Raw genomic sequence first — 23,482 nt, forward strand, 5'->3', positions numbered from 1 at the left:
CAATGGTAGGGTGATCTTGCAATGCTATTGGTATCGGTCGGCCTTGGCAATCGTTATGGCAGCGGCGGCGTGGCGCGTTCCGGCCTTTGCCCGGACTGCTGCAGTTCATCCAGCGTGTCGAGCGTGGCCTGGCACAGCAGCGCCATCTCCTCCGCCTCGATCACGTAGGGTGGCATGAAGTACACCGTATTGCCGATCGGCCGCACCAAGCAGCCGCGCTGCAGCATGGCGGAGAAGAACGCCACGGCAAAATCGCCGCGCGCCGTCTCGACCTCGAACGCCCAGATCATGCCTTGTTGGCGGAACTGGCGTACCTGGGGGTGGGCACGCAAGGGAGCGAGCAGGGTCGTGAACTGTGCGGCCTTTTCCCGATTGCGCGCGAGCACGTCTTCCTGCTCGAACAGGTCCAGCACCGCCAGCGCGGCGCGACAGGCCAGCGCGTTGCCGGTGTAGCTGTGCGAGTGCAGGAAGCCGCGAGCCACCTCGTCGTGGTAGAAGGCCTGATAGACGCCATCGGTGGTCAGCACGCACGACAAGGGCAGGAAGCCGCCGGTGATGCCCTTGGACAGGCACAGGAAATCCGGCCGGATGCCGGCCTGCTCGCACGCGAACAGCGTGCCGGTGCGGCCGAAGCCGACGGCAATCTCGTCGGCGATCAGGTGCACCTGGTAGCGGTCGCACAGCCGGCGCGTTTCCTCCAGATAAGCAGGGTGGTACATCGCCATGCCGGCGGCACCTTGCACCAGCGGCTCGACGATCAGCGCGGCGATGCTGTCGGCCTGCTTGGCCAGCACGTTCTCCAGCGCCCGCGCGGCGCGGCGCGCCACATCCTCCGCCGTCTCGCCGTCCCGTGCCTGGCGCGCATCCGGCGTCGGCACGCGGATGCCGGTCTTGAGTAGTGGCGCGTAGGTCGACGAGAACAGCGGCACGTCGGTCACCGCCAGTGCGCCGACGGTCTCGCCGTGATAGCTGTTCTCCAGACTGAGGAAGCGCGTCTTGTCCGGCCGGCCGCTGTTCTGCCAGTAGTGGAAGCTCATTTTCAGCGCGATTTCCGTGGCGCTGGCGCCGTCCGAACCGTAGAAGGCGTGGCCGAGGCCGGTGAGCTGACTCAGCCGCTCCGACAGCTCGATCACCGGGCGGTGCGTGAAGCCCGCCAGCATCACGTGCTCCAGGGAGTCGAGCTGGTCCTTGATCGCCGCCTTGATCGCCGGATGGCCATGCCCGAACAGGTTCACCCACCAGGAACTGACCGCATCCAGGTAACGATTGCCGTCGAAATCGGTCAGCCATATCCCTTCGGCGCTGACGATCGGCACCAGCGGCAGCGCTTCGTGGCGTTTCATCTGGGTGCAAGGGTGCCACACGGCCTGCCGGCTGCGCGCCAGCCAGTCTTGGTTGCTCATCGGGAGAAGCTCTGTGCAATGTTCGATGCACGCGATGCTAGCACAGCCTCGGGGCAGAAGAGTGCGGGACGAGGTGACGAAAAACGGCACTTTCTGTCGTGTGCCGTCCATTCTTGACGGCAGGCCTGGTGTTGGACTAACCAAAATTCAAGGGTTTGACCAGACTGGCATGCAGATTGCAAGAATGGCCCTCGAAACGGAGTGACACGGACCAAAAATCGGCCGAAGGCTCCTTCAGCGCAGTCTGGCCGATGTCGGCCTTGATATTCAACAAACTTGGGGGTTCAACCATGAACAAATCCATGCAGCAGGGCTTTACCCTGATCGAACTGATGATCGTGGTCGCGATCATCGGTATTTTGGCCGCGCTGGCGATTCCGGCGTACTCGGACTACACCGCCAAGTCCAAGGTGAGTGAGGCGTTCTCTATGGGGGATGGCTTTAAGTCCAAGGTGGCGTTGGCGATTGGTGAAAGCAATTCTTGCGACCCTGGTGGCTCGGCAGCATCGTCTACTGGTAAGTACGTCACTGGTGTAGTGTTTGCAGGCACACCGCCCGCTTGTACCGTAACCATGACCCTGAGTTCGAGCATTTCTTCTGACCTTACATCGCCGTACACCGTTACCTTGACATCCAGCCTGACCGGCGAATCGGTCAACTGGGCGTGCCTCGCCAGTGGGGTGCCGAGCAAGTTCTTGCCGAAGTCTTGCTCCTGAGTATCTGTAGCATAAAACTGTATTCCTTGAGAAAAAGCGCCCTGTCTCGGTTCGAGGCAGGGCGCTTTTGTATAGGTATAGAAATCAAGACAGAATTTGCTGCATGCTTCCATCAAGGAGTGCTTCATGAGTGAGCAATTGGCTATCAGAAACAAGATTAATAAATGGCCTATGGTTGGTTTGTGGTCGGTGTTGCTGACTCTACTAGTCCCGTTCATGCAAACGCTGTATTACTATCCTCTGGTTGAATGGTGGAGGAATGCCTTGGTGTTGGCCTTGGTCGCCTTCGCCTTGATTTGGAGGTTGCCAGCCAGCACAGGTGAAGCAGGAAAAATCACAATCCCAAAGGCATGTTTGTTTGCTTTTTTGTTAGCGTTGTACATAGTCTTGTCGTTTTCTTTGCTGTCGCCACAATCTTATATATCGCGCTCACTCTTCCCTATGGTGTGTCTGATCATCGCGTCTCTGGCTGGGTTCATCGTCTATGCCGAGGCAGCGCGCTTGGGGCGTGATCGTGTAATTCATTGCTTGGCCATAGTGTTGTGTGTGGGGGCCATTATTCAGGCGTTGTTGGGCGCAATGCAGGTAAGCGGGCTCGCAGTGCTGATACCGGGTGATCTCGTGCTATTTGATCGAAGCAACCCCTCCGGTAACATCATGGGGAATATTGGCCAGCGTAATCAATATGCCCATTACCTTGCTTGGGGTATGACTGCAACATGTTACCTCTACTCGGAAGGTAAAAGCCGAAGCTGGGCTTTTCATTTGTCAGCTTTGTTATTGGCATTACTGATGGCGTGGAGCGGGTCGCGCCTAGTATTGGCTTACATGGCCGGTTTCGTCGTGCTGGCGCTGTTGTGGTATCGTCGGGCTGATGGCTCCACTGTGACCGGACAGCGCTGTATGAAGATGAGCAAGGCTCTGTTGATCGCCTGCGTTTATATCGTGATGACCCAGTTGTTCCTAGAGCAACTTACCCAACTGTTCCATGTGGCAGGCTGGCAGATTTCAGGCACGAGTGGGGCCGGGCGACTAATGGAGGCCGGTTTTGGCGCTCGGCGCCGCATCGAATGGGCTAAAGCCTGGCAAGTGTTTCGGACGCATCCCCTGTTTGGTACGGCTTGGGATGGCTTTGCTTATCAGAGTGTCTGGCTGGAAGCATTCGGAGGCTATCCAAAATTTTCTGAAAGTGTTTTGTTTACGCACAGCCATAATCTCTTCGCGCAGTTGCTTGCAGAGACAGGGATTGTTGGCGCGGCTATCGTTATTACTGCTCTGTCTTGCTGCTTGTTTCCTTATTTTCGTAAAAAACAGGTGACAGCTGGAAACTTGTTGCTGATCAGTTTGGCAATGGTAACGTTGGGGCACTCAATGTTTGAGTATCCCTTATGGAGCTTGCCTTTTCTTTGCGGTCTAATGATTGTTTTGGCTCTATCCCCGAATGATGGAGTGCAGTTGAATGTTCGCATTTCATGGAGACGCTTTGGAAGTGGTGTGAGTGTCATCCTCATTGGATGGTATCTTGTTACGGGTGTCTCGATATTTTCTGATTTGGCTCAGTGGAGGGTTAGAAGTGCAAATCCTTCGGTGAACGAGCAGCGGGTTAGTGCGTTGGTCAACTTGGCTCGCAATCCCTTGTGGAGCTATGATGCTGATCAGCAGTTATCGACCTATCTTAGCTCGGATCGACAGTTATTAGCTACCAAGCGCCAGCTATTCGAACGATTAGTGGCGTATCGTCCCTATCACTACCAGCTGTCTCAGCTGGCCATTTTACGGGCACTGGACAAGGATTCTACTGGCGCCCGTGAGGCCATGGCCATGCGCATTGCCGCCTACCCTGACAGCGTTGGGAGCATTTTGGCCTTCCTGCAAACACGTAACGAACCGGAGCTGCAACCCCTGCGTGAAATGGCCGAGCGTGCCGTCAAGGCTTACCAACAGGGTGGAGCCGAAGCGGCAGCGCGTACTGCCTCTCTGCCGGAAGCGCATAAAGCGCTGTTCTGATTCACTATCGTTGATCTACCAAAGCCGGGCTCTCTTCCCGGCTTTTTCCTTCCCCGCCGCTTTGCGCTATGCTGCGCGCTTGTGTTCACTGACCCGACCCCCATGCTTTCCTCCCGATTGTTTCCCCGGCTCGCCCTGCTCAGCGTCTGCCTGATCGCCATCGTGCCGTTCGCCTCCCGTTTCCACTACGTGCCCTTGCCGCAGTGGTGGGGGGAGATCAACGTGGTCTGGCTGACCGTGCTGGCGGCGGTGCTGTTGCTGCCCGGGCAGCCTGCCTTGTTCGGTCGCGTGCCGCGCGCGGCCTGGTGGGCTTTGCTGGCGGCGCTGTGCTGGGGGTTGCAGCCGTGGCTGGCGCCGGTGCTGTTCCCCGGCATGAACTGGGCCACGGCGCTGGCCTGGGCGTGCATGGCCTTGCTGGCTTGTGCTGTGCTGGCGTTGCGTGAGCACTTCGGCCAACGTGAGCTGACCGTCTGGCTCGCCTGGGCCTTGCTGGCCGGGGCGCTGCTCCAGTCGCTGATCGGCATGGCGCAACTGACCGGGCTGGCCGAAGCCACAGGGGGGCTACTGTTCTACGACCACGCCCATCCGACCAGCAACATTTTCGGCCATATCGGCCAGCGCAATCAGTTTGCCCATTACCTGATGTGGGGTGTGCTGGCGGGTTGTTATCTGCATGCCGCCGGGAAATTGCCGGCACGCTGGCTGTGGGGGCTGGTGGCATGGCTGGCGCTGTTGCTGGCCTGGGCCGGCTCGCGCACCATCCTGCTCTACCTGCTGGCGCTGTCGGTGTTGGCGCTGGTCTGGCACTGGCGTATCGGCGACACGGCTTCGCGGCGTCTGCGCAACGTGCTATGGATCAGTTGCATAGTGATCCTGGCGGCGCAGTTCCTGCTGCCGTGGGTGAACCAGCTGGTGTCGCTGCTGAGTCATGAAAGTGTGGTCGGGGCTTCGGGGCTGGAGCGGCTGGCGGCCAACGGTGACAGCATGGGCTCGCGCCGCTTCGCCGAGATGCACAAGGCCTGGCTGGTGTTCCGCTCGCATCCGCTGTGGGGCGTGGGCTGGTCGCAGTTCGCCGCCGAGAGCGTGCGGTTGCAGCCACTGCCGCAGTTTGCCGCGGCCGGCTTCAATAGCGGGTTGTTCACCAATGCCCATAACCTGGTGCTGCAGCTGTTGGCGGAGATGGGCGGGCTGGTGACGCTACTGGTGCTGGGGGGCTTTGTCTGTGCGGTGTGGCCGTATTTCCGTGAGCGGGCCGAACTGGAACACCTTCTGCCGTTGGGCGGTATGACGGTGACGCTGATCCACAGCCTGCTGGAATACCCGCTGTGGTACCTGTACTTCCTCGCCGTACTGGTGATCTTCGTGGCGCTGGCGCCGGGACCGGGTGTCCGCCTGCCGCGCCTGGCCCGGCTGCCGCTGTGGCTGGGGGTGGCGGCATTGGGCTGGTTGTCGCTGACGGGGCTGACCCGCTACGACGAACTGCTTGGGCTGTATACGCCGCAGGCCAACGCCAAGGCCAACGAAACACGCGTGGCGCGGTTGGCTGAGATCGTCGAGACCGAACCGCTGTTCGCCTTCCACGCGCTCAACACGCTGGACAATTACCTGCAGCCGACGCGCGAGCAGCTGCCGCAAAAGCGGCGCTGGCTGACACGGCTGGCGGCGTTCCGTCCCTATCCGGACGTGTTGCTGAAGAAGGCCCAACTGGAGGCGCTGGCGGGGGACGAAGGCGCTGCCGAGGTGACGCTCGGTTCAGCGCTGGCGTCGTTCCCCACCTACGCTCCCTCGTTCCTGAGCGAACTCGATCCGCGTGAGCCCGCCTGGGCCGGGCTGAGGCGGGTCACGGAGGCGGCGCGGCAAAAGCTGCCCCCGCAATACCGCTGAAGCGGCAGCTTCGCAGAGGGGGCAGGGTACGAAGTGCGGAGCGTCGCGTAACCAGTCACGGCATCGCATGGTTTGATGGGGTACGGCGCAAACGTCTTCACCCTTCCTACGGGCTACTACCCCGATTTACGCCGTGACAAGCAAAACGCCCCGCATCGCGGGGCGTTGTCGTGTTCCATGATCAGGAGCTTCAGGCCTCGATGGCGGCCCGCTCGCTCAGCGCGGCTTTCATCTTGGTCAGTGCCTTGGCCTCGATCTGGCGGATACGCTCGGCCGAGACGCCAAACTCGGCGGCCAGTTCGTGCAGCGTGGCGCCACTGTCGTCGGCCAGCCAGCGCGCTTCGATGATGCGGCGGCTGCGGGCGTCGAGCGAAGAGAGGGCCTGTTCCAACCCGGCGGTCTGCAGGTGGTCGAAGGCTTTTTTCTCCAGCTGGCGCGTCGGCTCGTGGTCGGAGTCGGCCAGCCAGTCGATCGGGGCAAAGCCCTCGTCGTCGTTGTCGTCGGCCAGCAGGGCCACGTCCTGGCCGCTCATGCGGGTTTCCATCTCCCGCACTTCTTCCGGCTTGACGCCGAGGTCGTCGGCGATGACGCGCGCTTCGCTGTCGGTCAGCGCGGCAAAGCTTTTCTTCATGCTGCGCAGGTTGAAGAACAGCTTGCGCTGCGGCTTGGTGGTGGCGACACGCACCAGGCGCCAGTTGCGCAGGATGAATTCGTGGATTTCGGCCTTGATCCAGTGCACGGCGAAGGAGAACAGGCGTACGCCGCGGTTCGGCTCGAAGCGTTTCACCGCCTTCATCAGGCCGATATTGCCTTCCTGGATCAGGTCGGCTTGCGGCAGGCCGTAGCCGGCGTAGCCGCGGGCAATCGATACCACCACGCGCAGATGCGACAGCACCAGCTTTTTGGCCGCCTCCAGATCGTTCTGGGCATGCAGGCGGTTGGCCAGCTCGTTCTCTTCTTCTGCGCTCAACAGCGGCACGCTGTTCACGATCTGGATGTACTGCTCCAGGCTGCCGCTGGACGAGGGGACGGGCAAGGCGAACGTTGCGGTCATGGATTAACTACCTCCTTGATGGGTAGTGCAATGCTAGCACTCGCATTGGTCGAGTGCCAGCAGCAAAAAGTTCCAGTGGCGATGTATTTTTCAATCGGCCCGATAGCCGGTCGCTTTCGCCGTGAGGGACGCCTAGTGCGGCTCGATCTGGCGTAGGTGATGATTGGCCGCCAGCCGTGCGCCGAGCATCGCCAGTATGCCGGTGGCGGCGAGCATGGCCAGCAGTTCGAACGGTGTCATCGTGCGCAGTTCCAGCCGTTCGTTGTAGAGCTGGGCGAATTCGCGTACTGCCGGGTTGGCCGTGGCCACCAGCCAGCTGGTCAGCCCCCAGGCGATCAGCCCGGCCAGGATGCCCTGCCACAAGGCGTGGTAGAGGAAGGGGCGGCGGATGAAGTTGTCGCTGGCGCCGATCAGCTTCGATACTTCGATCTCGTCGCGGTGCGCCAGAATCTGCATGCGGATGGTGTTGTGCGTCACCAGCACCAGGGCGAGGCCGAGCGCGGCGCCGAGAAACAAGGTCAGGTGGCGCACCAGTTCGACCATGCCGTAGAGGCGCTTGGCCCAGCTGGCGTCGAACTGGGCTGACTCGACCATCGGCAGGCCCGACAGCTCCTTCTGCAGCATGTCCAGCTCGCCGGGCTCGAGCGTCACTGGGGTGACCACGAAGGCGTCCGGCAGCGGGTTGCTGTCCAGGTCGGCCGCCAGGCCGTCGAGACCGTTGCGCTTTTCCAGCCCGGCCAGCGCCTCGGCCTTGCTGACAAAACTGACCGATTTCACCTTGGGGTTGCCGGCGAGCGAGCTTTTTACCGCGGCGAGGTCGGCATCTTCGGCCGACAGCTCCATGAACAGCGAAATTTGCGGTGTGGCGGTGAGCTTGCCGATCCAGGTCTGGGTGCTCTCGATGCCGAGGTACAGTGCCAGCGGCAGCGCCAGCGCCACCGACAGCATCAGCAGGCTGAGCAGGCTGCCGAACGGCTGGCGCAGGATCTTGACCAGCGCCTGGCGGGCGCTCAAGAGGTGCAGGTAGAGAAAGTGCTTCATGCGGCGAACTGTCCTTCTCTCAGACGGATGATGCGGCGTCCGTAGTCTTCCATCAGCGTCTCGTCGTGGGCCGAGATCACCACGGTGACGCCGACCTGGTGGAACGACTTGAACAATTCCATGATGTCGAGCGCGTAGGCGCGGTCGAGGTTGGCCGAAGGCTCGTCGGCGAGCAGGATGGACGGCCGATGCACCACGGCGCGGGCGATGCACAGCCGTTGCTGTTCGCCGCCGGAGAGGTGGATCGGCATCGCCTTCTCCTTGCCCAGCAGGCCGACCTTGTCGAGTGCCGCGCGCACGCGCTTGGCGGCATCGCGGCGGTCGAAACCGATGATGTTGAGCGGCAGCATGACGTTGTCGAACACCGGGCGGTCGAACAGGATCTTGTGATCCTGGAACACCAGGCCGATGTGCTGGCGCACGTAAGGCAACTGGCTCGGACGCAGCTTGCTGAGGTTCTGGCCGTTGACCAGCACGCCGCCGCTGGTGGCGCGTTCGATGCCGGCGATCAGCTTCAGCAGGGTGGATTTGCCGGCACCGGAGTGACCGGCCAGGAACACCATTTCGCCGCTGTCGATGGCAAACGAGAGATTCTTCAGGGCCTCGTTACCCCCGGGGTAGCGCTTGGTCACCTGGTCGAACTGGATCATGCGGAAGAGTCCCCTTGCGGATAGATTAATTGGCCGAAGCCAGGGCCACGCGGCAAATAGCGCCATTGCCGAAGGCAAGCGAGCCCGGGCGGGGCAAGTGTTGCTGGTGTGCGGGAAGCGGAATGGCCACGGGATACGTCAGGATTCCGTCTCGCCGCGCGCATCGGATGAGGCGCACGCGGTCCGCCGGCACTCACGATGCCAGGGCGGAGCCGGCCGATGAAGCGGCTCTCAGTCGAACAGCGCGTCAACGTAGTCCTTGGCATTGAACGGACGCAGGTCGTCGATGCTTTCGCCGACGCCGACGAAGCGCAGCGGCACCGGGTTCTGCTTGGCGATGGCGGCGATCACCCCGCCCTTGGCGGTGCCGTCGAGCTTGGTCAGGATCAGCCCGGTCAGGCCGAGCGCCTCGTCGAACACCTTCACTTGGTTGATGGCGTTCTGGCCGATGTTGGCGTCCAGCACCAGCATCACCTCATGTGGCGCTTCCGGCAGGGCCTTCTGGATCACCCGCTTCACCTTCTTGATCTCTTCCATCAGGTGCAGCTGCGTCGGCAGGCGCCCGGCGGTGTCGGCCAGCACAATGTCGATGCCGCGCGCCTGCGCCGCCTTGATGGCGTCGAAGCACACCGCGGCCGAGTCGCCGCTCTGCTGCGCGATCACGGTGACGTTGTTGCGCTCGCCCCAGGCGATCAGCTGCTCGCGCGCGGCGGCGCGGAAGGTGTCGCCGGCGGCCAGCAGCACCGACTTGCCCTGCGACTGGAAGTACTTGGCCAGCTTGCCGATGCTGGTGGTCTTGCCAGCGCCGTTGACGCCCGCCATCATGATGACATAGGGTTTGCGACCGGCGATGTCGAGCGGCTGCTCCAGCGGGCCGATCAAGTCGTTCAACGAGTCCTTCAGCGCCCCCTTCAGCTCGGCGGCATCCTTCAGGCCCCGGAGCGAGACGCGCTCGCGCACGTCCTTGAGCAGGTGCAGGGTGGCGTCGACGCCCATGTCGGCGGTCAACAGCACCGTCTCCAGTTCGTCGTACAGGTCCTCGTCGATCTTGCCGCCGCCGAACAGGCCGGCCAGCGACTTGCCGAGCTTGTCGCGGGTTTTCGACAGGCCGGCCTTGAGCCGCTCGGTCCAGCTCGGTTTTTTCGGCGGAACGACCTCGGCCACGACTGGCGCGATGACGGCGGTTTCGGGGGTAGAGGGGGCATCGGCGATGTGGGGCTCGGCGATGGCGGTGGTGTTGGTGTTGGTGGCGGGTGTTTCACTGCTGGCCGGGGTGGCCGGCGGCGCAGACTTCTTCTTGAAGAAACTAAACATGCTGGGCTGTAATCAACTTATGGCATCGGATGGACCAAATTGTATCCTCAAATCAGGCATAGGGCAGATTCCGTGATTTCTAGAACCCTCTCGACTGTTGCGGGCGTGGTGTTTCTCGGGGTGTGCGGCGTGGTTTCGGCCGAACCCGTCGAGGCCGTGCTCGACAACGGCATGAAAATCGTGGTGCAGCGCGACGAGCGCGCGCCGGTGGCGGTATCGCAGTTGTGGTACCGCGTCGGCAGTGTGGATGAGGTCAACGGCCGCACCGGGCTGTCGCACCTGCTGGAACACATGATGTTCAAGGGCACGCCGACGGTGCCGGCCGGCGAGTTCAGCCGCCTCATCGCCCAGGCCGGAGGCAAGGACAACGCCTTCACCTCGCGCGACTACACCGTCTACTTCCAGCAGCTGGCCGCGGACAAGCTGCCGCTGGCGCTCAAGCTGGAGGCGGATCGCATGCACAACCTGTCGTTCAAGGACAGCGATTTCACCAGCGAACTGCAGGTGGTCAAGGAAGAGCGGCGTATGCGCACCGACGACCAGCCGGCCGGCATCATGGCCGAAACCCTGTTCGCCAACGCCTTCGTCGCCAGCCCGGTGCGCTACCCGGTGATCGGCTGGATGGACGACCTCGATCACATGAAGCCGGACGACCTGCGCCAGTGGTACCGCCACTGGTACGGCCCGAACAATGCCACGCTGGTGGTGGTGGGCGATGTCGATCCGCAGGCCGTGATCGCCGAGGCGCGCCGCCAGTTCGGCGCGCTCAAGCCGGTGGCGCTGCCCGAGCGCCGGCCGCAGCTCGAGCCGGAACAGAAGGGCGGGCGCCGGGTCAGCGTCAAGGCGGTGTCGCCGCTGCCTTCCCTAACGCTGGCGTGGCAGGTGCCGCGGCTGGAGAAGGTCGATGCGCAGCGGCCGTATGCCTTATATATGTTGTCGGCGATTCTGGACGGCCAGGCCGCGTCGCGCCTGCCGCGCCGCCTGGTGCGCGAGCAGCGCGTCGCCACCGAGGTGTCGGCCGACTACGACATGCTCGGCCGCGGCGGGGCCCTGTTCACGCTCAGCGGGGTGCCGGCCCAGGGCAAGACCCTGGCGCAACTGGAACAGGCCCTGCGCCAGGAAATCGCCCGCATCGCCCGCGACGGTGTCAGCGAACGCGAGCTGGAACGCGTGCGACTGCAGCTGCAGGCCGGGCGCATCTACGAAAAGGATTCGATGTTTGCCCAGGCCATGCGGATCGGCAACCTGGAAAGCATCGGCTTCTCCTGGCGCGACGACGCCACCATCGACGCCAATATCGCCAAGGTCAGCGCGCGGCAGGTGCAAGAGGCCGCCCGCATGTTGGTCGACGACCATCTGACTGTCGTGACGCTATTGCCGCAGCAGGGAGAGACGCCGCGTACGCCGGCCATGCCACAAGGGGATCAGACTCATGTCCGTTAAACTGCGCAAAAGCGTGATCGGCTGGCTGGCTGCCTCCATGCTGCTTAGTGGCATGGCGCAGGCCGTGACCATCCAGCACTGGAACAGCGCCCAGGGTGCCCGCGTCTACTTCGTCGAGGCCCATGCCAACCCCATCGTCGACCTGCGCGTCGAGTTCGACGCCGGCAACCGGCGCGAAGACCCGGCCAAGCCCGGCGTCAGCGACATGACCGCCAGCCTGCTCGACGCCGGCACCGCCAAGCGCAGCGAAGAACAGTTGCGCGAAGCACTGGCCGATACCGCCTCGTCGCTGTCGGCGTTCGCCGAACTCGAGGGGGCCGGCATCACGCTGCGCACCCTGGCGCGTCCGGCGGTGCGCGAACAAGCGGTGGCGCTGGCGGCGGACGTGCTGGCCCGGCCCGCCTTCCCCGCGGCCATCCTCGAGCGGGAAAAGGCGCGTACCATCGAAAACCTGCGCCAGGAAGAAAACGACGCCGGTTTCCTGGCGCAGCGCGAGCTGACCCGGCTGATGTACCCGCAGCATCCCTACGGCATCAACGCCCGGGTGTCCGCCGCATCGCTCAAATCGATCACCCGCGCCGACCTGATGGCGTTCTGGCGCAGCCACTACCAGCCGCGCTACGCCGTGGTGTCGATCGTCGGCGACCTGAGCCGGACGGAAGCGGAAAGGTTGGCCGAAGAACTGCTTGCCGGGCTCGCCAACCGCCCGGGCAGCCTGCCCGCCATGCCGCAGGTGGCATTACCGCCCGCCGGCAAGACGGTCAAGCTGACTCATCCCGGAACGCAGACCCACATGGCGCTGGGCATGCCGGTGATCACCCGTGACGATCCGGATTACTTCCCCCTGCTGGTCGGCAATTACGTGCTGGGCGGCGGCGGTTTCGACGCCCGGCTGATGAAGGAAGTGCGCGACAAGCGCGGCCTCACCTATGGCGTCAGCAGCAACTTCAGCCCGTATCAGCGCGCTGGCGAATTCGCTATCGGGCTCTCCACCCGCAACGACCAGGCCGCGACTGCCCTCAAGGTCACGCGTGACACGCTGCAACAGTTCATCGAGGAGGGACCGAGCGCGGCCGAGCTGGAGCAGGCCAAGGCCAACATCATCGGAGGCTTCCCTTTGCGCTTCGATAGCAACGGCAAGCTGCTGGGCTATCTCGGCGTGATCGGTTTGTACCAGTTGCCGCTGACTTTCCTCGACGATTACGTGAAGCACGTCGCGGCGGTCACGCCAGAACAAGTACGCGATGCCTGGCGACGTCGCATCCACCCCGAGCAAATGGCGACGGTCATCGTCGGGCCGAATTCCTGACCGTTGCACCAACGTGGCTGCTCCCGCCTGCGCACGGCCGGGGCAGGGGCGCTGTGGGCGCCGCTGGCTGTGTCGATCGAGACCGGGACCCAGTCCTTGCAGGTTGGTGATGTCGTCCCTTGATCGTCCACGCAGCGGTTAACTGATTAAAATTAAGGCGCCGAGCACCGGATCACGGTAAACTCTGCGCCTTGATTTTTTTACCGCTTCACCATGAGTCAAGCCAGAAACCAAGTTCGGATCATCGGTGGCGACTACCGTCGCCGGCAATTGCCGTTCCCCGACGCCGAAGGCCTTCGGCCAACCCCCGACCGCGTGCGCGAAACCCTGTTCAACTGGCTTGGACAGGAGCTGGACGGGCTCAACTGCCTCGATCTGTTCGCCGGCAGCGGCGCGTTGGGTTTCGAAGCCGCCTCGCGCCGGGCGCGGCGCGTGGTCATGGTGGAAAAATCGCGCAAGGTCGCCGACAGCCTCAAGGCCAATCGCCAGCTGCTCACGGCGCAGTCGATCGAGGTCGTGGTGATGGATGCGCTGCATTACCTCAAAAGCTGTCGCGAGCGCTTCGACCTGGTGTTTCTCGATCCACCCTACCGTTCCGAGCTGCTCGAACAAATCCTGCCACTGCTGCCGGCCGTGCTCGCCGACGATGCGCGAGTCTACGTCGAGGCGGCCAGTTGGCCCGGACTCGACGGCTGGCAACGGATAAAAGAAGGCCGCGCCGGCCTGGTCCATTACGGGCTGCTCGGGCGGGACCGGCCAGGAGCAAGCCTGTAGCCCGTCGCGCCGGAGCTCGCTATATCCATATAACAGTGAGGACTTGCGGGCCGGCAAGCCGGGTGACAGAATTCAAACATGAAATACTTGAGGAAAATACTATGTCTTTGATGATTACTGACGAGTGCATCAACTGCGACGTCTGTGAGCCGGAGTGCCCGAACAACGCCATCTCGCAGGGCGAGGAAATCTACGAGATCGACCCCAACCTGTGTACCCAGTGCGTTGGCCATTACGACGAACCGCAGTGCCAGCAGGTCTGTCCGGTCGACTGCATTCCGCTGGATCCGAACCGCCAGGAAACGCAGGACGAGCTGTATCAGAAGTATCTACGCATCAGCGGCAAGGCCTGATGCGACGCTAAGTGCCTGATGCGAAAAGAGAAGGGTCCGCTGGCAAATCATGCCGCCGGACCCTTCGGTTTTTTATTCGCAAGAAAATGCGGTTTTTTTCAAAAAAGGTGTTGACGGGGTTTGGGGCTGTCTATAATATTCGGGTCTCTTTCAGGAGGGATTCCCGAGCGGTCAAAGGGATCAGACTGTAAATCTGACGGCTCTGCCTTCGAAGGTTCGAATCCTTCTCCCTCCACCAGAATACTTTTAAACGTCTTGGCGGCGTGTAGTAAAGTCGTCCGTGATCGTGATGGGCGGGTGTAGCTCAATGGTAGAGCAGAAGCCTTCCAAGCTTACGACGAGGGTTCGATTCCCTTCACCCGCTCCAGACGTTATATGTCAGTTTTAGGGCCCATGTAGCTCAGGGGTAGAGCACTCCCTTGGTAAGGGAGAGGTCGGCAGTTCAATTCTGCCCATGGGCACCACTCGCTTAATTTGTTTCGGATTCAGGAAATTTTGCCATGGCTAAGGAAAAGTTTGCGCGGACTAAACCGCACGTAAACGTCGGCACCATCGGTCACGTTGACCATGGTAAAACTACGCTGACCGCCGCTATCACCACCATTCTGTCGAAGAAGTTCGGTGGCGAAGCCAAAGACTACTCCCAGATCGATAGCGCGCCGGAAGAAAAGGCTCGTGGTATTACCATCAATACCGCGCACGTAGAATACGAAACCGAAAACCGCCACTACGCCCACGTAGACTGCCCGGGCCACGCCGACTATGTGAAGAACATGATCACCGGTGCTGCCCAGATGGATGGCGCGATTCTGGTGTGCTCGGCCGCTGACGGTCCGATGCCGCAAACCCGCGAACACATCCTGCTGTCCCGTCAGGTAGGTGTACCGTACATCATCGTCTACCTGAACAAGGCTGACCTGGTGGACGACGCCGAGCTGCTGGAACTGGTGGAAATGGAAGTGCGCGACCTGCTGTCGTCCTACGACTTCCCGGGCGACGACACCCCGATCATCATCGGCTCCGCTCGTCTGGCGCTGGAAGGCGACCAGTCGGAATACGGCGAACCGTCGATCTTCCGTCTGGCCGACGCGCTGGACAGCTACATCCCGACCCCGGAACGTGCTGTTGACAAGCCGTTCCTGCTGCCGATCGAAGACGTATTCTCGATCTCCGGCCGTGGCACCGTGGTGACCGGTCGTGTTGAGCGCGGCATCGTCAAGGTCGGTGAAGAACTGGAAATCGTGGGCCTGAAGGCCACCGCCAAGACCACCTGCACCGGCGTGGAAATGTTCCGCAAGCTGCTGGACCAAGGTCAGGCTGGTGACAACGTTGGCGTGCTGCTGCGCGGTACCAAGCGTGAAGACGTCGAGCGTGGCCAGGTTCTGGCCAAGCCGGGTTCGATCACCCCGCACACCAAGTTCTCTGCTTCGGTCTACGTACTGAGCAAAGAAGAAGGTGGCCGTCACACCCCGTTCTTCGCCAACTACCGTCCGCAGTTCTACTTCCGCACCACCGACGTGACCGGCGCTGTTAGCCTGGCCGAAGGCGTGGAAATGGTAATGCCGGGTGACAACGTGGAAATCACCGTGGAACTGATCGCTCCGATCGCCATGGAAGAAGGTCTGCGCTTCGCCATCCGCGAAGGTGGCCGTACCGTCGGCGCCGGCGTTGTTGCCAAGATCATTGCTTGATCTGAAAAGGTTTTAGGCCAGTAGCTCAATTGGTAGAGTATCGGTCTCCAAAACCGAGGGTTGGGGGTTCGAGACCCTCCTGGCCTGCCAATTAAGACCAGCCGGCGCTTGCGCGCCGGTTGGTCTTTTGTCGCATTCACGCAGAGAAAATCCCGCACATGGAAATGCAAGACAAAATCAAGCTGGCACTGGCAGGGCTGATCGTCGCTGTCGGTATTGTTGGCTTTTACATGATTCCGGAAACCCAGGGTGTGCTGCGGGTGCTGGCCTTCGTGGTCAGTCTGGCGGCGGCGGCTGCCGTGGTGTGGACTTCGGCGACCGGCAAGGCCTTCGTCGGCTACGCGCAGGAGTCGGTGGCGGAAGGTCGCAAGGTGGTATGGCCGACACGCAAGGAGGCCCTGCAGATGACGGGCCTGGTGTTCGTGTTCGTATTGATCCTGGCGTTATTCATGTGGCTGGTCGACTCGGGGTTGTCCTGGCTGTTCTATGACGTGCTTCTCGGTCGAGGTTAATAATGGCTAAGCGTTGGTATGTGGTGCATGCCTATTCGGGTTTTGAAAAGAGCGTGCAGAAGGCGCTGCGAGAGCGTATCGAGCGCTCCGAGGTGGCTGACCTGTTCGGTCAGGTGCTGGTGCCGGTAGAGGAAGTGGTTGACGTCAAGAATGGCCGCAAGTCCATCTCGGAGCGCAAATTCTTCCCGGGCTACGTGCTGGTCGAAATGGAAATGACCGATGAAACCTGGCATCTGGTGAAGAGCACGCCGAAAGTCACCGGCTTCGTTGGTGGTACCGCCAACCGCCCGGCTCCGATTTCCAAGAAGGAAGTCGAGTCGATTATGCAGCAAATGCAGGAAGGCGTGGAAAAGCCGAAGCCGAAGGTGTTGTTCGAGGTCGGCGAGAGGGTGCGAGTCATCGATGGGCCGTTCAACGACTTCAATGGTTCGGTCGATGAGGTGAACTACGAGCGCAACAAGATTCGCGTGTCGGTGCAGATCTTCGGACGTGAAACGCCGGTTGAGCTGGATTTCAACCAGGTAGAGAAGCTGTAATTCTGCTTGGCAGTTTGTTGGAGGGCATGTATAATCATGCCCTTTCGTCTGGGAAGCGGGCGCCTCGCCTGCGTTACTACCCGTATTAGGAGCTAAATCGTGGCAAAGAAGATTGTCGGCTATATCAAGCTGCAAGTGCCCGCTGGTAAAGCCAACCCGTCGCCGCCGATCGGTCCGGCGCTGGGTCAGCGTGGTCTGAACATCATGGAATTCTGCAAGGCGTTCAACGCCCAGACTCAAGGCGTCGAGCCGGGTCTGCCGATTCCGGTGGTGATCACCGCCTACGCGGATAAGTCCTTCACCTTCGTGATGAAGACTCCGCCGGCAACCATCCTGCTGAAGAAGGCCGCTGGTATCCAGAAGGGTAGCCCGAAGCCGCATACCGACAAGGTGGGTACCGTTACTCGCGCCCAGCTGGAAGAGATCGCCAAGACCAAGTCCCCGGACCTGACCGCTGCCGATCTGGATGCTGCCGTGCGCACCATCGCCGGTTCCGCTCGTTCCATGGGTCTGAAAGTGGAGGGTGTGTAATGGCTAAGGTTTCCAAGCGCCTGAAGGCTCTGAACGCCAAGATCGACGCCAACAAGCTGTACGCTGTTGACGAAGCTTTGTCGCTGGTAAAAGAAGCGGCTACCGCCAAGTTCGACGAGTCGATCGACATCGCCGTGAACCTGGGTGTGGATCCGCGTAAATCCGACCAGGTCGTGCGTGGCTCCGTAGTGCTGCCGCGCGGTACCGGTAAGTCGGTGCGTGTTGCCGTGTTTGCGCAAGGCGCCAACGCCGAAGCCGCCAAGGCTGCGGGTGCTGAAATCGTCGGTTTCGACGATCTGGCCGAGCAAATCAAGGCTGGTCAGCTGGACTTCGATGTTGTTATCGCTTCTCCGGATGCGATGCGCGTGGTCGGTCAGCTGGGCCAAATCCTCGGTCCGCGCGGCCTGATGCCGAACCCGAAGGTGGGTACCGTGACCCCGAACGTTGCCGAAGCCGTGAAGAACGCCAAGGCCGGTCAGGTTCAGTACCGTACCGACAAGGCAGGTATCATTCACGCTACCATCGGCCGTGCTTCCTTCGAAGCCGAAGCCCTGCGTGAAAACCTGTCCGCTCTGGTCGACGCCCTGGTGAAAGCTAAGCCGGCTGCTTCCAAGGGCCTGTACCTGCGGAAAATCGCCGTATCCAGCACCATGGGTGTTGGTGTGCGCGTAGATACCAGCACCGTCAACGCTTAATGCGATGGTGCGGCAAACCTCCGGGTTTGCCATGACTTTGGGCCGGCGGGCGTTTCGCCCGCCGGATTGTCAAAGACCGTAGGAGCCGCAAGGCTTAATCGTCGCAAGACATCCTGCGCAGACGGTGTGCCCGAGTAGAAGGCTGTCAAAACGTCTTACGGGCCCATGTAGCTCAGGGGTAGAGCACTCCCTTGGTAAGGGAGAGGTCGGCGGTTCAATTCCGCCCATGGGCACCATCAGATAGTTCTGCTGTGTCTCCTGAACAGGTCGCCGCTGCAAAGCGGAGCGGTTCGCCGCTTCATTTCAGACTAGGAGCTAGACCTTGAGTCTCAATCTTGAAGATAAAAAGGCGGTAGTGGCCGAAGTATCTGCCCAACTGGTAGATGCCCAGACCCTCGTTATCGCCGAATATCGTGGCATCGAGGTTGGTAGCATGACCCAACTCCGTGCGAAAGCACGTGAGAACGGTGTGTATCTGCGCGTTCTGAAGAACACGCTGGTGCGTCGCGCCGTGGCCGACACCGCCTTCGCGGGCCTGGCTGACCAGATGGTCGGTCCGCTCGTGTACGGTATTTCGGCTGACCCGGTTGCTGCTGCCAAGGTGCTGCAACAGTTCGCCAAGCAAGATGACAAAATCGTCATCAAGGCAGGTTCTTACGATGGCAAGGTGCTGGACGCCGCTCAGGTAGCTGAGCTGGCCTCGATCCCGAGCCGCGAAGAACTGCTCAGCAAGCTTCTCTACGTTCTGCAAGCTCCGATGGCCGGCTTCGCCCGCGGCCTGGCAGCCCTTGCCGAGAAGAAGCAAGCCGAGGCGGCTTAATCAATCTGACTTATTCCGAATTCAGGAGAATTTCACATGGCAATTACCAAAGAAGACATCCTCGAGGCCGTTGGCGCCCTGACCGTTATGGAACTGAACGACCTGGTTAAGGCGTTCGAAGAGAAGTTCGGCGTTTCCGCTGCTGCCGTTGCCGTTGCCGGCCCGGCTGCTGGTGGCGCTGCCGCTGCTGAAGAGAAGACCGAATTCGACGTGATCCTGTCCGCTGCTGGCGATAACAAGGTCAACGTGATCAAGGTTGTACGTGCTATCACCGGTCTGGGCCTGAAAGAAGCCAAGGATCTGGTAGACGGCGCTCCGAAGGCTGTGAAGGAAGGCGTATCCAAGGCTGAAGCCGAAGAAGTGCTGAAGCAGCTGACCGAAGCCGGTGCTAAGGCTGAAGTGAAGTAATCTTCCTGACCGGAAGATGAGTGAGGCTGGCGGAGAAATCCGCCAGCCTTATTGCGCTTGTGATTGGCCGACACGAAGAAAGTAAAAGCCAGCAATCAATGCGTGCGTGGCTGCTGACTTTTGATTTCTTGCGCCACCCCATCTCGATGGAGACTCTATGAGTTATTCGTTTACTGAGAAGAAGCGTATTCGTAAGAGCTTTGCGAAACGCGACAGTGTTCTCGATGTCCCATTCCTGTTGGCGACCCAGATCGATTCGTACACCGAATTCCTCCAGCTGGGCGTGCCTATCGACCAGCGCAAGGAGGCTGGGCTGCAGGCGGCATTCAATTCGATTTTCCCGATCGTGAGCCACAACGGCTATGCCCGTCTGGATTTCGCACACTATATTCTTGGTGAGCCCCCGTTCGATGTTCAGGAGTGCCAGCTGCGCGGCATCACCTACGCGTCGCCGTTGCGCGCACGTATTCGCCTGACTATCCTGGACAAGGAGTCCTCCAAACCGGTGGTGAAGGAGGTGCGCGAGAATGAAGTTTACATGGGCGAAATTCCGCTCATGACCACTAACGGGTCCTTCATCATCAACGGCACCGAGCGGGTCATCGTCTCCCAGCTGCACCGTTCCCCGGGCGTGTTCTTCGAGCACGACCGCGGCAAGACGCATTCCTCGGGTAAGCTGCTGTTCTCGGCACGCGTGATTCCTTACCGCGGCTCCTGGCTCGATTTCGAATTCGATCCGAAGGATCACCTGTACTTCCGTATCGACCGTCGCCGCAAGATGCCGGTGACCATCCTGCTGAAGGCGCTGGGCTACAACGAAGAGCAGATTCTCTCCGAGTTCTACAATACCGATACCTTCTATCTCGGCAACGACGGCGTCCACATGAAAGTGGTGGCCGACCGCCTCAAGGGCGAAGTAGCCAAATTCGATATCGTGGCGCCGGACGGCAAGCTGATCGTCGCCAAGGACAAGCGCATCACCGCCAAGCACATCCGCGACATCGTCGCGGCCAACCTCGACCGTATCGAAGTACCGTCCGATGCGCTGTTGGGCAAGATGCTGGCACGCGCCGTGGTGAATACCGACAGCGGCGAAGTGATTGCCCGTGCCAACGAGGAAATCAGCGAAGAGATACTGGCCAAGCTGGCACTCGCCGAGATTCCGCAGGTTGACGTTCTGTTCACCAACGACCTGGACCAGGGCTCCTACATCGCGCAGACGTTGCGCGTGGACGACATCCAGGATCGGCTGCAGGCGCGCGTAGCGATCTACCGCATGATGCGCCCGGGCGAACCGCCAACCGAAGATGCCGTCGAGCAGTTGTTCCAGCGCCTGTTCTTCAGCCCGGACACCTACGATCTGTCGCGCGTGGGCCGGATGAAGTTCAACACCCGCACTTATCAGTACAAGTTCGACGACAAGACCCCGGAGTGGTTCAAGACGCTGATCGGCGAGAAATTCGCCGAGCGCCGCGACGTGGCCGACGCCACGCTGACCACCGAAGACATCGTGTCGGTGATCGCCATCCTGTGCGAACTGAAGAACGGCCGTGGCGAGGTGGACGATATCGATCACCTGGGTAACCGCCGTGTGCGTTCGGTGGGCGAACTGGCCGAAAACCAGTTCCGCGCCGGTCTGGTCCGTGTCGAGCGTGCGGTGAAGGAACGCCTGAACCAGGCCGAATCCGACAACCTGATGCCGCACGACCTGATCAACGCCAAGCCGGTATCGGCCGCGATCAAGGAGTTCTTCGGCTCGTCGCAGCTGTCGCAGTTCATGGACCAGACTAACCCGCTGTCGGAAATTACCCACAAGCGCCGCGTTTCGGCCCTGGGCCCGGGCGGTCTGACCCGCGAACGTGCCGGCTTCGAAGTGCGCGACGTACACCCGACCCACTACGGCCGTGTGTGCCCGATCGAAACGCCGGAAGGTCCGAACATCGGTCTGATCAACTCGCTGTCGGTCTATGCCCGTACCAACGAGTTCGGCTTCCTGGAAACCCCGTACCGCAAGGTGATCGACGGCAAGGTGACGATGGAAATCGATTACCTGTCGGCGATCGAGGAAGGCCGTTACGTCATCGCCCAGGCCAACGCCGAGCTGGACAGCGACGGTACGCTGATCGACGAACTGGTGACTTGCCGCGAGAAGGGGGAAACCATTCTGGCGACGCCGGACCGCGTGCAGTACATGGACGTCGCCACCGGTCAGGTGGTGTCGGTCGCGGCCTCGCTGATTCCGTTCCTCGAACACGATGACGCCAACCGTGCCCTGATGGGTGCCAACATGCAGCGTCAGGCCGTGCCGTGCCTGCGCCCGGAGAAGCCGTTCGTCGGGACCGGCATCGAGCGCTCGGTGGCGGTCGACTCGGGTACCACCGTGGTGGCGCGCCGTGGCGGCGTGGTCGACTACGTCGATGCCAACCGTATCGTGGTCCGCGTCAACGACGAAGAGGCCCTGGCCGGTGAAGTCGGTGTGGATATCTACAACCTCACCAAGTTCACGCGCTCCAACCAGAACACCAACATCAACCAGCGCCCGGTGGTGAAGATGGGCGACAAGATCGCCCGCGGCGATGTGGTGGCCGATGGTGCTTCGACCGACCTCGGCGAACTGGCGCTGGGTCAGAACATGACCATCGCCTTCATGCCGTGGAACGGCTACAACTTCGAGGATTCAATCCTGATCTCGGAGAAGGTGGTGGCCGAAGACCGTTACACCTCGATCCACATCGAAGAGCTGTCGGTCGTCGCCCGCGATACCAAGCTGGGGCCGGAAGAAATCACCCGCGACATCCCGAACCTGTCCGAGCGCATGGCCGGCCGTCTGGATGATTCCGGCATCGTCTACATCGGCGCCGAAGTGGAAGCCGGCGACGTGCTGGTGGGCAAGGTAACGCCGAAGGGCGAAACCCAGCTGACCCCGGAAGAGAAGCTGCTGCGCGCGATCTTCGGCGAGAAGGCGTCCGACGTGAAGGATACCTCGCTGCGCGTGCCGACCGGCATGACCGGTACCGTGATCGACGTGCAGGTGTTCACCCGTGAGGGCATCGAGCGCGACAAGCGCGCCCAGTCGATCATCGACGCCGAACTGAAGCGCTACCGCCTCGACCTGAACGACCAGCTGCGCATCTTCGACAACGACGCCTTCAGCCGTATCGAACGCCTGATCATGGGCAAGGTCGCCAACGGTGGTCCGAAGCGTCTGGCCAAGGGCACCGCAATCGACAGTGAATACCTGGACGGCCTGCCGTCCAAGCACGACTGGTTCGATATCCGCATGGCCGACGAAGACATCGCCAAGCAGCTCGAGCTGATCAAGGAAAGCCTGGCGCAGAAGCGTGAAGAATTCGACCTCAAGTTCGAAGACAAGAAGCGCAAGCTGACCCAGGGCGACGAGCTGCCGCCGGGCGTGCAGAAGATGGTCAAGGTTTACCTGGCCGTGAAGCGTCGCCTGCAGGCCGGTGACAAGATGGCCGGTCGTCACGGTAACAAGGGTGTGGTATCGCGCATCCTGCCGGTGGAAGACATGCCGTACATGGGCGATGGTCGCCCGGTCGACATCGTGCTGAACCCGCTGGGCGTACCGTCGCGTATGAACATCGGCCAGATTCTGGAAGTGCACCTGGGCTGGGCCGGCAAGGGTATCGGCGAGCAGGTCAACCGCATGCTGCAATCGCAGCGCGCCGTGGCCGATATTCGCAACTACCTGGAGCGCGTCTACAACCAGACCGGCAAACCGGAAGAGATCGCCGCGATGAGCGATACGGAAATCCTCGACCTGGCTGAGAACCTGGCCAAGGGCATGCCGTTCGCCACGCCGGTATTCGACGGGGCCAAGGAGTCCGAAATCCGGATGATGCTGGACCTGGCCTACCCGGACGAAGATCCGCACACCGATCTGCTGGCCTTCAACGAATCGAAGACCCAGATGACGCTGTGCGACGGCCGCTCCGGCGAAGCCTTCGACCGCAAGGTCACCGTCGGCGTGATGCACTACCTGAAGCTGCACCACTTGGTCGACGACAAGATGCACGCCCGTTCCACCGGTCCGTACTCGCTGGTGACCCAGCAGCCGCTGGGTGGTAAGGCGCAGTTCGGTGGCCAGCGCTTCGGTGAGATGGAAGTGTGGGCGCTGGAAGCCTACGGCGCCGCCTACACCCTGCAGGAAATGCTGACCGTGAAGTCCGACGACGTGACCGGTCGTACCAAGGTGTACGAGAACATCGTCAAGGGTGAGCACAAGATCGACGCCGGCATGCCGGAGTCCTTCAACGTGCTGGTGAAGGAAATCCGCTCCCTCGGCCTCGACATCGACCTGGAACGTTATTAATTAGGATT

General features: G+C 61.3%; 20 protein-coding genes and 5 tRNA genes. 20 read left to right on the forward strand and 5 right to left on the reverse strand.

Annotated elements, in window-relative coordinates; genetic code table 11:
* Window positions 1-53: 53 nt before the first annotated feature.
* The gene (locus NH8B_RS01585; RefSeq protein WP_014085747.1) at window positions 54-1,403 is read right to left on the reverse strand and encodes an adenosylmethionine--8-amino-7-oxononanoate transaminase; all 1,350 of its coding nucleotides are present in this window, start codon (window positions 1,401-1,403) and stop codon (window positions 54-56) included.
* Between the two features lie 290 nt (window positions 1,404-1,693).
* On the opposite strand from NH8B_RS01585, the gene NH8B_RS01590 reads away from it, so the two are divergent.
* From NH8B_RS01590 to NH8B_RS01600, 3 genes are all read left to right on the forward strand, one after another.
* Window positions 1,694-2,119, forward strand: coding sequence for a pilin (locus tag NH8B_RS01590; protein WP_014085748.1), 426 nt, complete (start codon window positions 1,694-1,696; stop codon window positions 2,117-2,119).
* 126 nt (window positions 2,120-2,245) lie between these two features.
* Window positions 2,246-4,126 (forward strand): PglL family O-oligosaccharyltransferase, encoded by a 1,881-nt coding sequence (locus tag NH8B_RS01595; RefSeq protein WP_041702789.1) that lies wholly within the window; start codon window positions 2,246-2,248, stop codon window positions 4,124-4,126.
* Between the two features lie 102 nt (window positions 4,127-4,228).
* A complete protein-coding gene (locus NH8B_RS01600; protein WP_014085750.1) occupies window positions 4,229-6,010 on the forward strand; it encodes a PglL family O-oligosaccharyltransferase in 1,782 nt (593 codons plus the stop codon).
* A 190-nt stretch (window positions 6,011-6,200) separates the two neighbouring features.
* Here the strand turns inward: NH8B_RS01600 and rpoH are convergent, their stop codons facing one another.
* The 4 genes from rpoH to ftsY form a co-directional block, all read right to left on the reverse strand.
* Complete coding sequence (gene rpoH / locus NH8B_RS01605; protein ID WP_008955871.1) at window positions 6,201-7,064, reverse strand: RNA polymerase sigma factor RpoH; 864 nt, start codon at window positions 7,062-7,064, stop codon at window positions 6,201-6,203.
* Window positions 7,065-7,196: 132 nt separating this feature from the next.
* A complete protein-coding gene (gene ftsX, locus NH8B_RS01610; protein WP_014085751.1) occupies window positions 7,197-8,105 on the reverse strand; it encodes a permease-like cell division protein FtsX in 909 nt (302 codons plus the stop codon).
* The gene (gene ftsE, locus NH8B_RS01615) at window positions 8,102-8,755 is read right to left on the reverse strand and encodes a cell division ATP-binding protein FtsE (RefSeq protein WP_014085752.1); all 654 of its coding nucleotides are present in this window, start codon (window positions 8,753-8,755) and stop codon (window positions 8,102-8,104) included. Before ftsE ends, ftsX begins: the two co-directional genes overlap by 4 nt.
* 231 nt (window positions 8,756-8,986) lie before the next feature.
* Window positions 8,987-10,069, reverse strand: coding sequence for a signal recognition particle-docking protein FtsY (ftsY, locus tag NH8B_RS01620; RefSeq protein WP_014085753.1), 1,083 nt, complete (start codon window positions 10,067-10,069; stop codon window positions 8,987-8,989).
* A gap of 72 nt (window positions 10,070-10,141) precedes the next feature.
* Here ftsY and NH8B_RS01625 point away from each other — a divergent pair, with 72 nt between their 5' ends.
* The 17 genes from NH8B_RS01625 to rpoB all read left to right on the forward strand — a co-directional run bounded on the left by NH8B_RS01625 (window position 10,142) and on the right by rpoB (window position 23,474).
* On the forward strand, window positions 10,142-11,512 hold the full coding sequence (locus NH8B_RS01625; protein WP_014085754.1) for a M16 family metallopeptidase: 1,371 nt from the start codon (window positions 10,142-10,144) through the stop codon (window positions 11,510-11,512).
* Window positions 11,502-12,821 (forward strand): M16 family metallopeptidase, encoded by a 1,320-nt coding sequence (locus NH8B_RS01630; protein ID WP_014085755.1) that lies wholly within the window; start codon window positions 11,502-11,504, stop codon window positions 12,819-12,821. Before NH8B_RS01625 ends, NH8B_RS01630 begins: the two co-directional genes overlap by 11 nt.
* Window positions 12,822-13,034: 213 nt before the next feature.
* Window positions 13,035-13,595 (forward strand): 16S rRNA (guanine(966)-N(2))-methyltransferase RsmD, encoded by a 561-nt coding sequence (gene rsmD / locus NH8B_RS01635; RefSeq protein WP_014085756.1) that lies wholly within the window; start codon window positions 13,035-13,037, stop codon window positions 13,593-13,595.
* 101 nt (window positions 13,596-13,696) lie between these two features.
* Window positions 13,697-13,948 carry a YfhL family 4Fe-4S dicluster ferredoxin gene (locus tag NH8B_RS01640; protein ID WP_008955878.1) on the forward strand — a complete coding sequence of 84 codons (252 nt, stop codon included), beginning with the start codon at window positions 13,697-13,699 and terminating at the stop codon, window positions 13,946-13,948.
* A 153-nt stretch (window positions 13,949-14,101) separates the two neighbouring features.
* A tRNA-Tyr gene (locus tag NH8B_RS01645) sits at window positions 14,102-14,186 on the forward strand.
* A 55-nt stretch (window positions 14,187-14,241) separates the two neighbouring features.
* Window positions 14,242-14,315: transfer RNA gene (locus NH8B_RS01650), tRNA-Gly, on the forward strand.
* Window positions 14,316-14,337: 22 nt separating this feature from the next.
* Window positions 14,338-14,412 (forward strand) — tRNA-Thr (locus NH8B_RS01655).
* Window positions 14,413-14,448: 36 nt separating this feature from the next.
* On the forward strand, window positions 14,449-15,639 hold the full coding sequence (gene tuf, locus NH8B_RS01660) for an elongation factor Tu (protein WP_008955879.1): 1,191 nt from the start codon (window positions 14,449-14,451) through the stop codon (window positions 15,637-15,639).
* A gap of 14 nt (window positions 15,640-15,653) precedes the next feature.
* Window positions 15,654-15,729: transfer RNA gene (locus NH8B_RS01665), tRNA-Trp, on the forward strand.
* 68 nt (window positions 15,730-15,797) lie between these two features.
* Window positions 15,798-16,151 (forward strand): preprotein translocase subunit SecE, encoded by a 354-nt coding sequence (secE, locus tag NH8B_RS01670; protein ID WP_008955880.1) that lies wholly within the window; start codon window positions 15,798-15,800, stop codon window positions 16,149-16,151.
* 2 nt (window positions 16,152-16,153) lie between these two features.
* On the forward strand, window positions 16,154-16,687 hold the full coding sequence (gene nusG / locus NH8B_RS01675; protein ID WP_008955881.1) for a transcription termination/antitermination protein NusG: 534 nt from the start codon (window positions 16,154-16,156) through the stop codon (window positions 16,685-16,687).
* 99 nt (window positions 16,688-16,786) lie between these two features.
* Complete coding sequence (gene rplK, locus NH8B_RS01680) at window positions 16,787-17,218, forward strand: 50S ribosomal protein L11 (protein ID WP_008955882.1); 432 nt, start codon at window positions 16,787-16,789, stop codon at window positions 17,216-17,218.
* Complete coding sequence (rplA, locus tag NH8B_RS01685; protein ID WP_008955883.1) at window positions 17,218-17,913, forward strand: 50S ribosomal protein L1; 696 nt, start codon at window positions 17,218-17,220, stop codon at window positions 17,911-17,913. Before rplK ends, rplA begins: the two co-directional genes overlap by 1 nt.
* A 161-nt stretch (window positions 17,914-18,074) precedes the next feature.
* Window positions 18,075-18,149: transfer RNA gene (locus NH8B_RS01690), tRNA-Thr, on the forward strand.
* An 86-nt stretch (window positions 18,150-18,235) separates the two neighbouring features.
* On the forward strand, window positions 18,236-18,733 hold the full coding sequence (rplJ, locus tag NH8B_RS01695) for a 50S ribosomal protein L10 (protein WP_008955884.1): 498 nt from the start codon (window positions 18,236-18,238) through the stop codon (window positions 18,731-18,733).
* Window positions 18,734-18,769: 36 nt separating this feature from the next.
* Entirely contained in the window at window positions 18,770-19,141 is a 372-nt protein-coding gene (rplL, locus tag NH8B_RS01700) for a 50S ribosomal protein L7/L12 (RefSeq protein WP_008955885.1), read from the forward strand.
* Between the two features lie 157 nt (window positions 19,142-19,298).
* Window positions 19,299-23,474, forward strand: coding sequence for a DNA-directed RNA polymerase subunit beta (gene rpoB / locus NH8B_RS01705; RefSeq protein ID WP_014085757.1), 4,176 nt, complete (start codon window positions 19,299-19,301; stop codon window positions 23,472-23,474).
* The last annotated feature ends 8 nt before the right edge of the window (window positions 23,475-23,482 follow it).

It is taken from the genome of Pseudogulbenkiania sp. NH8B (genome assembly GCF_000283535.1).
Lineage (GTDB): Bacteria > Pseudomonadota > Gammaproteobacteria > Burkholderiales > Chromobacteriaceae > Pseudogulbenkiania > Pseudogulbenkiania ferrooxidans.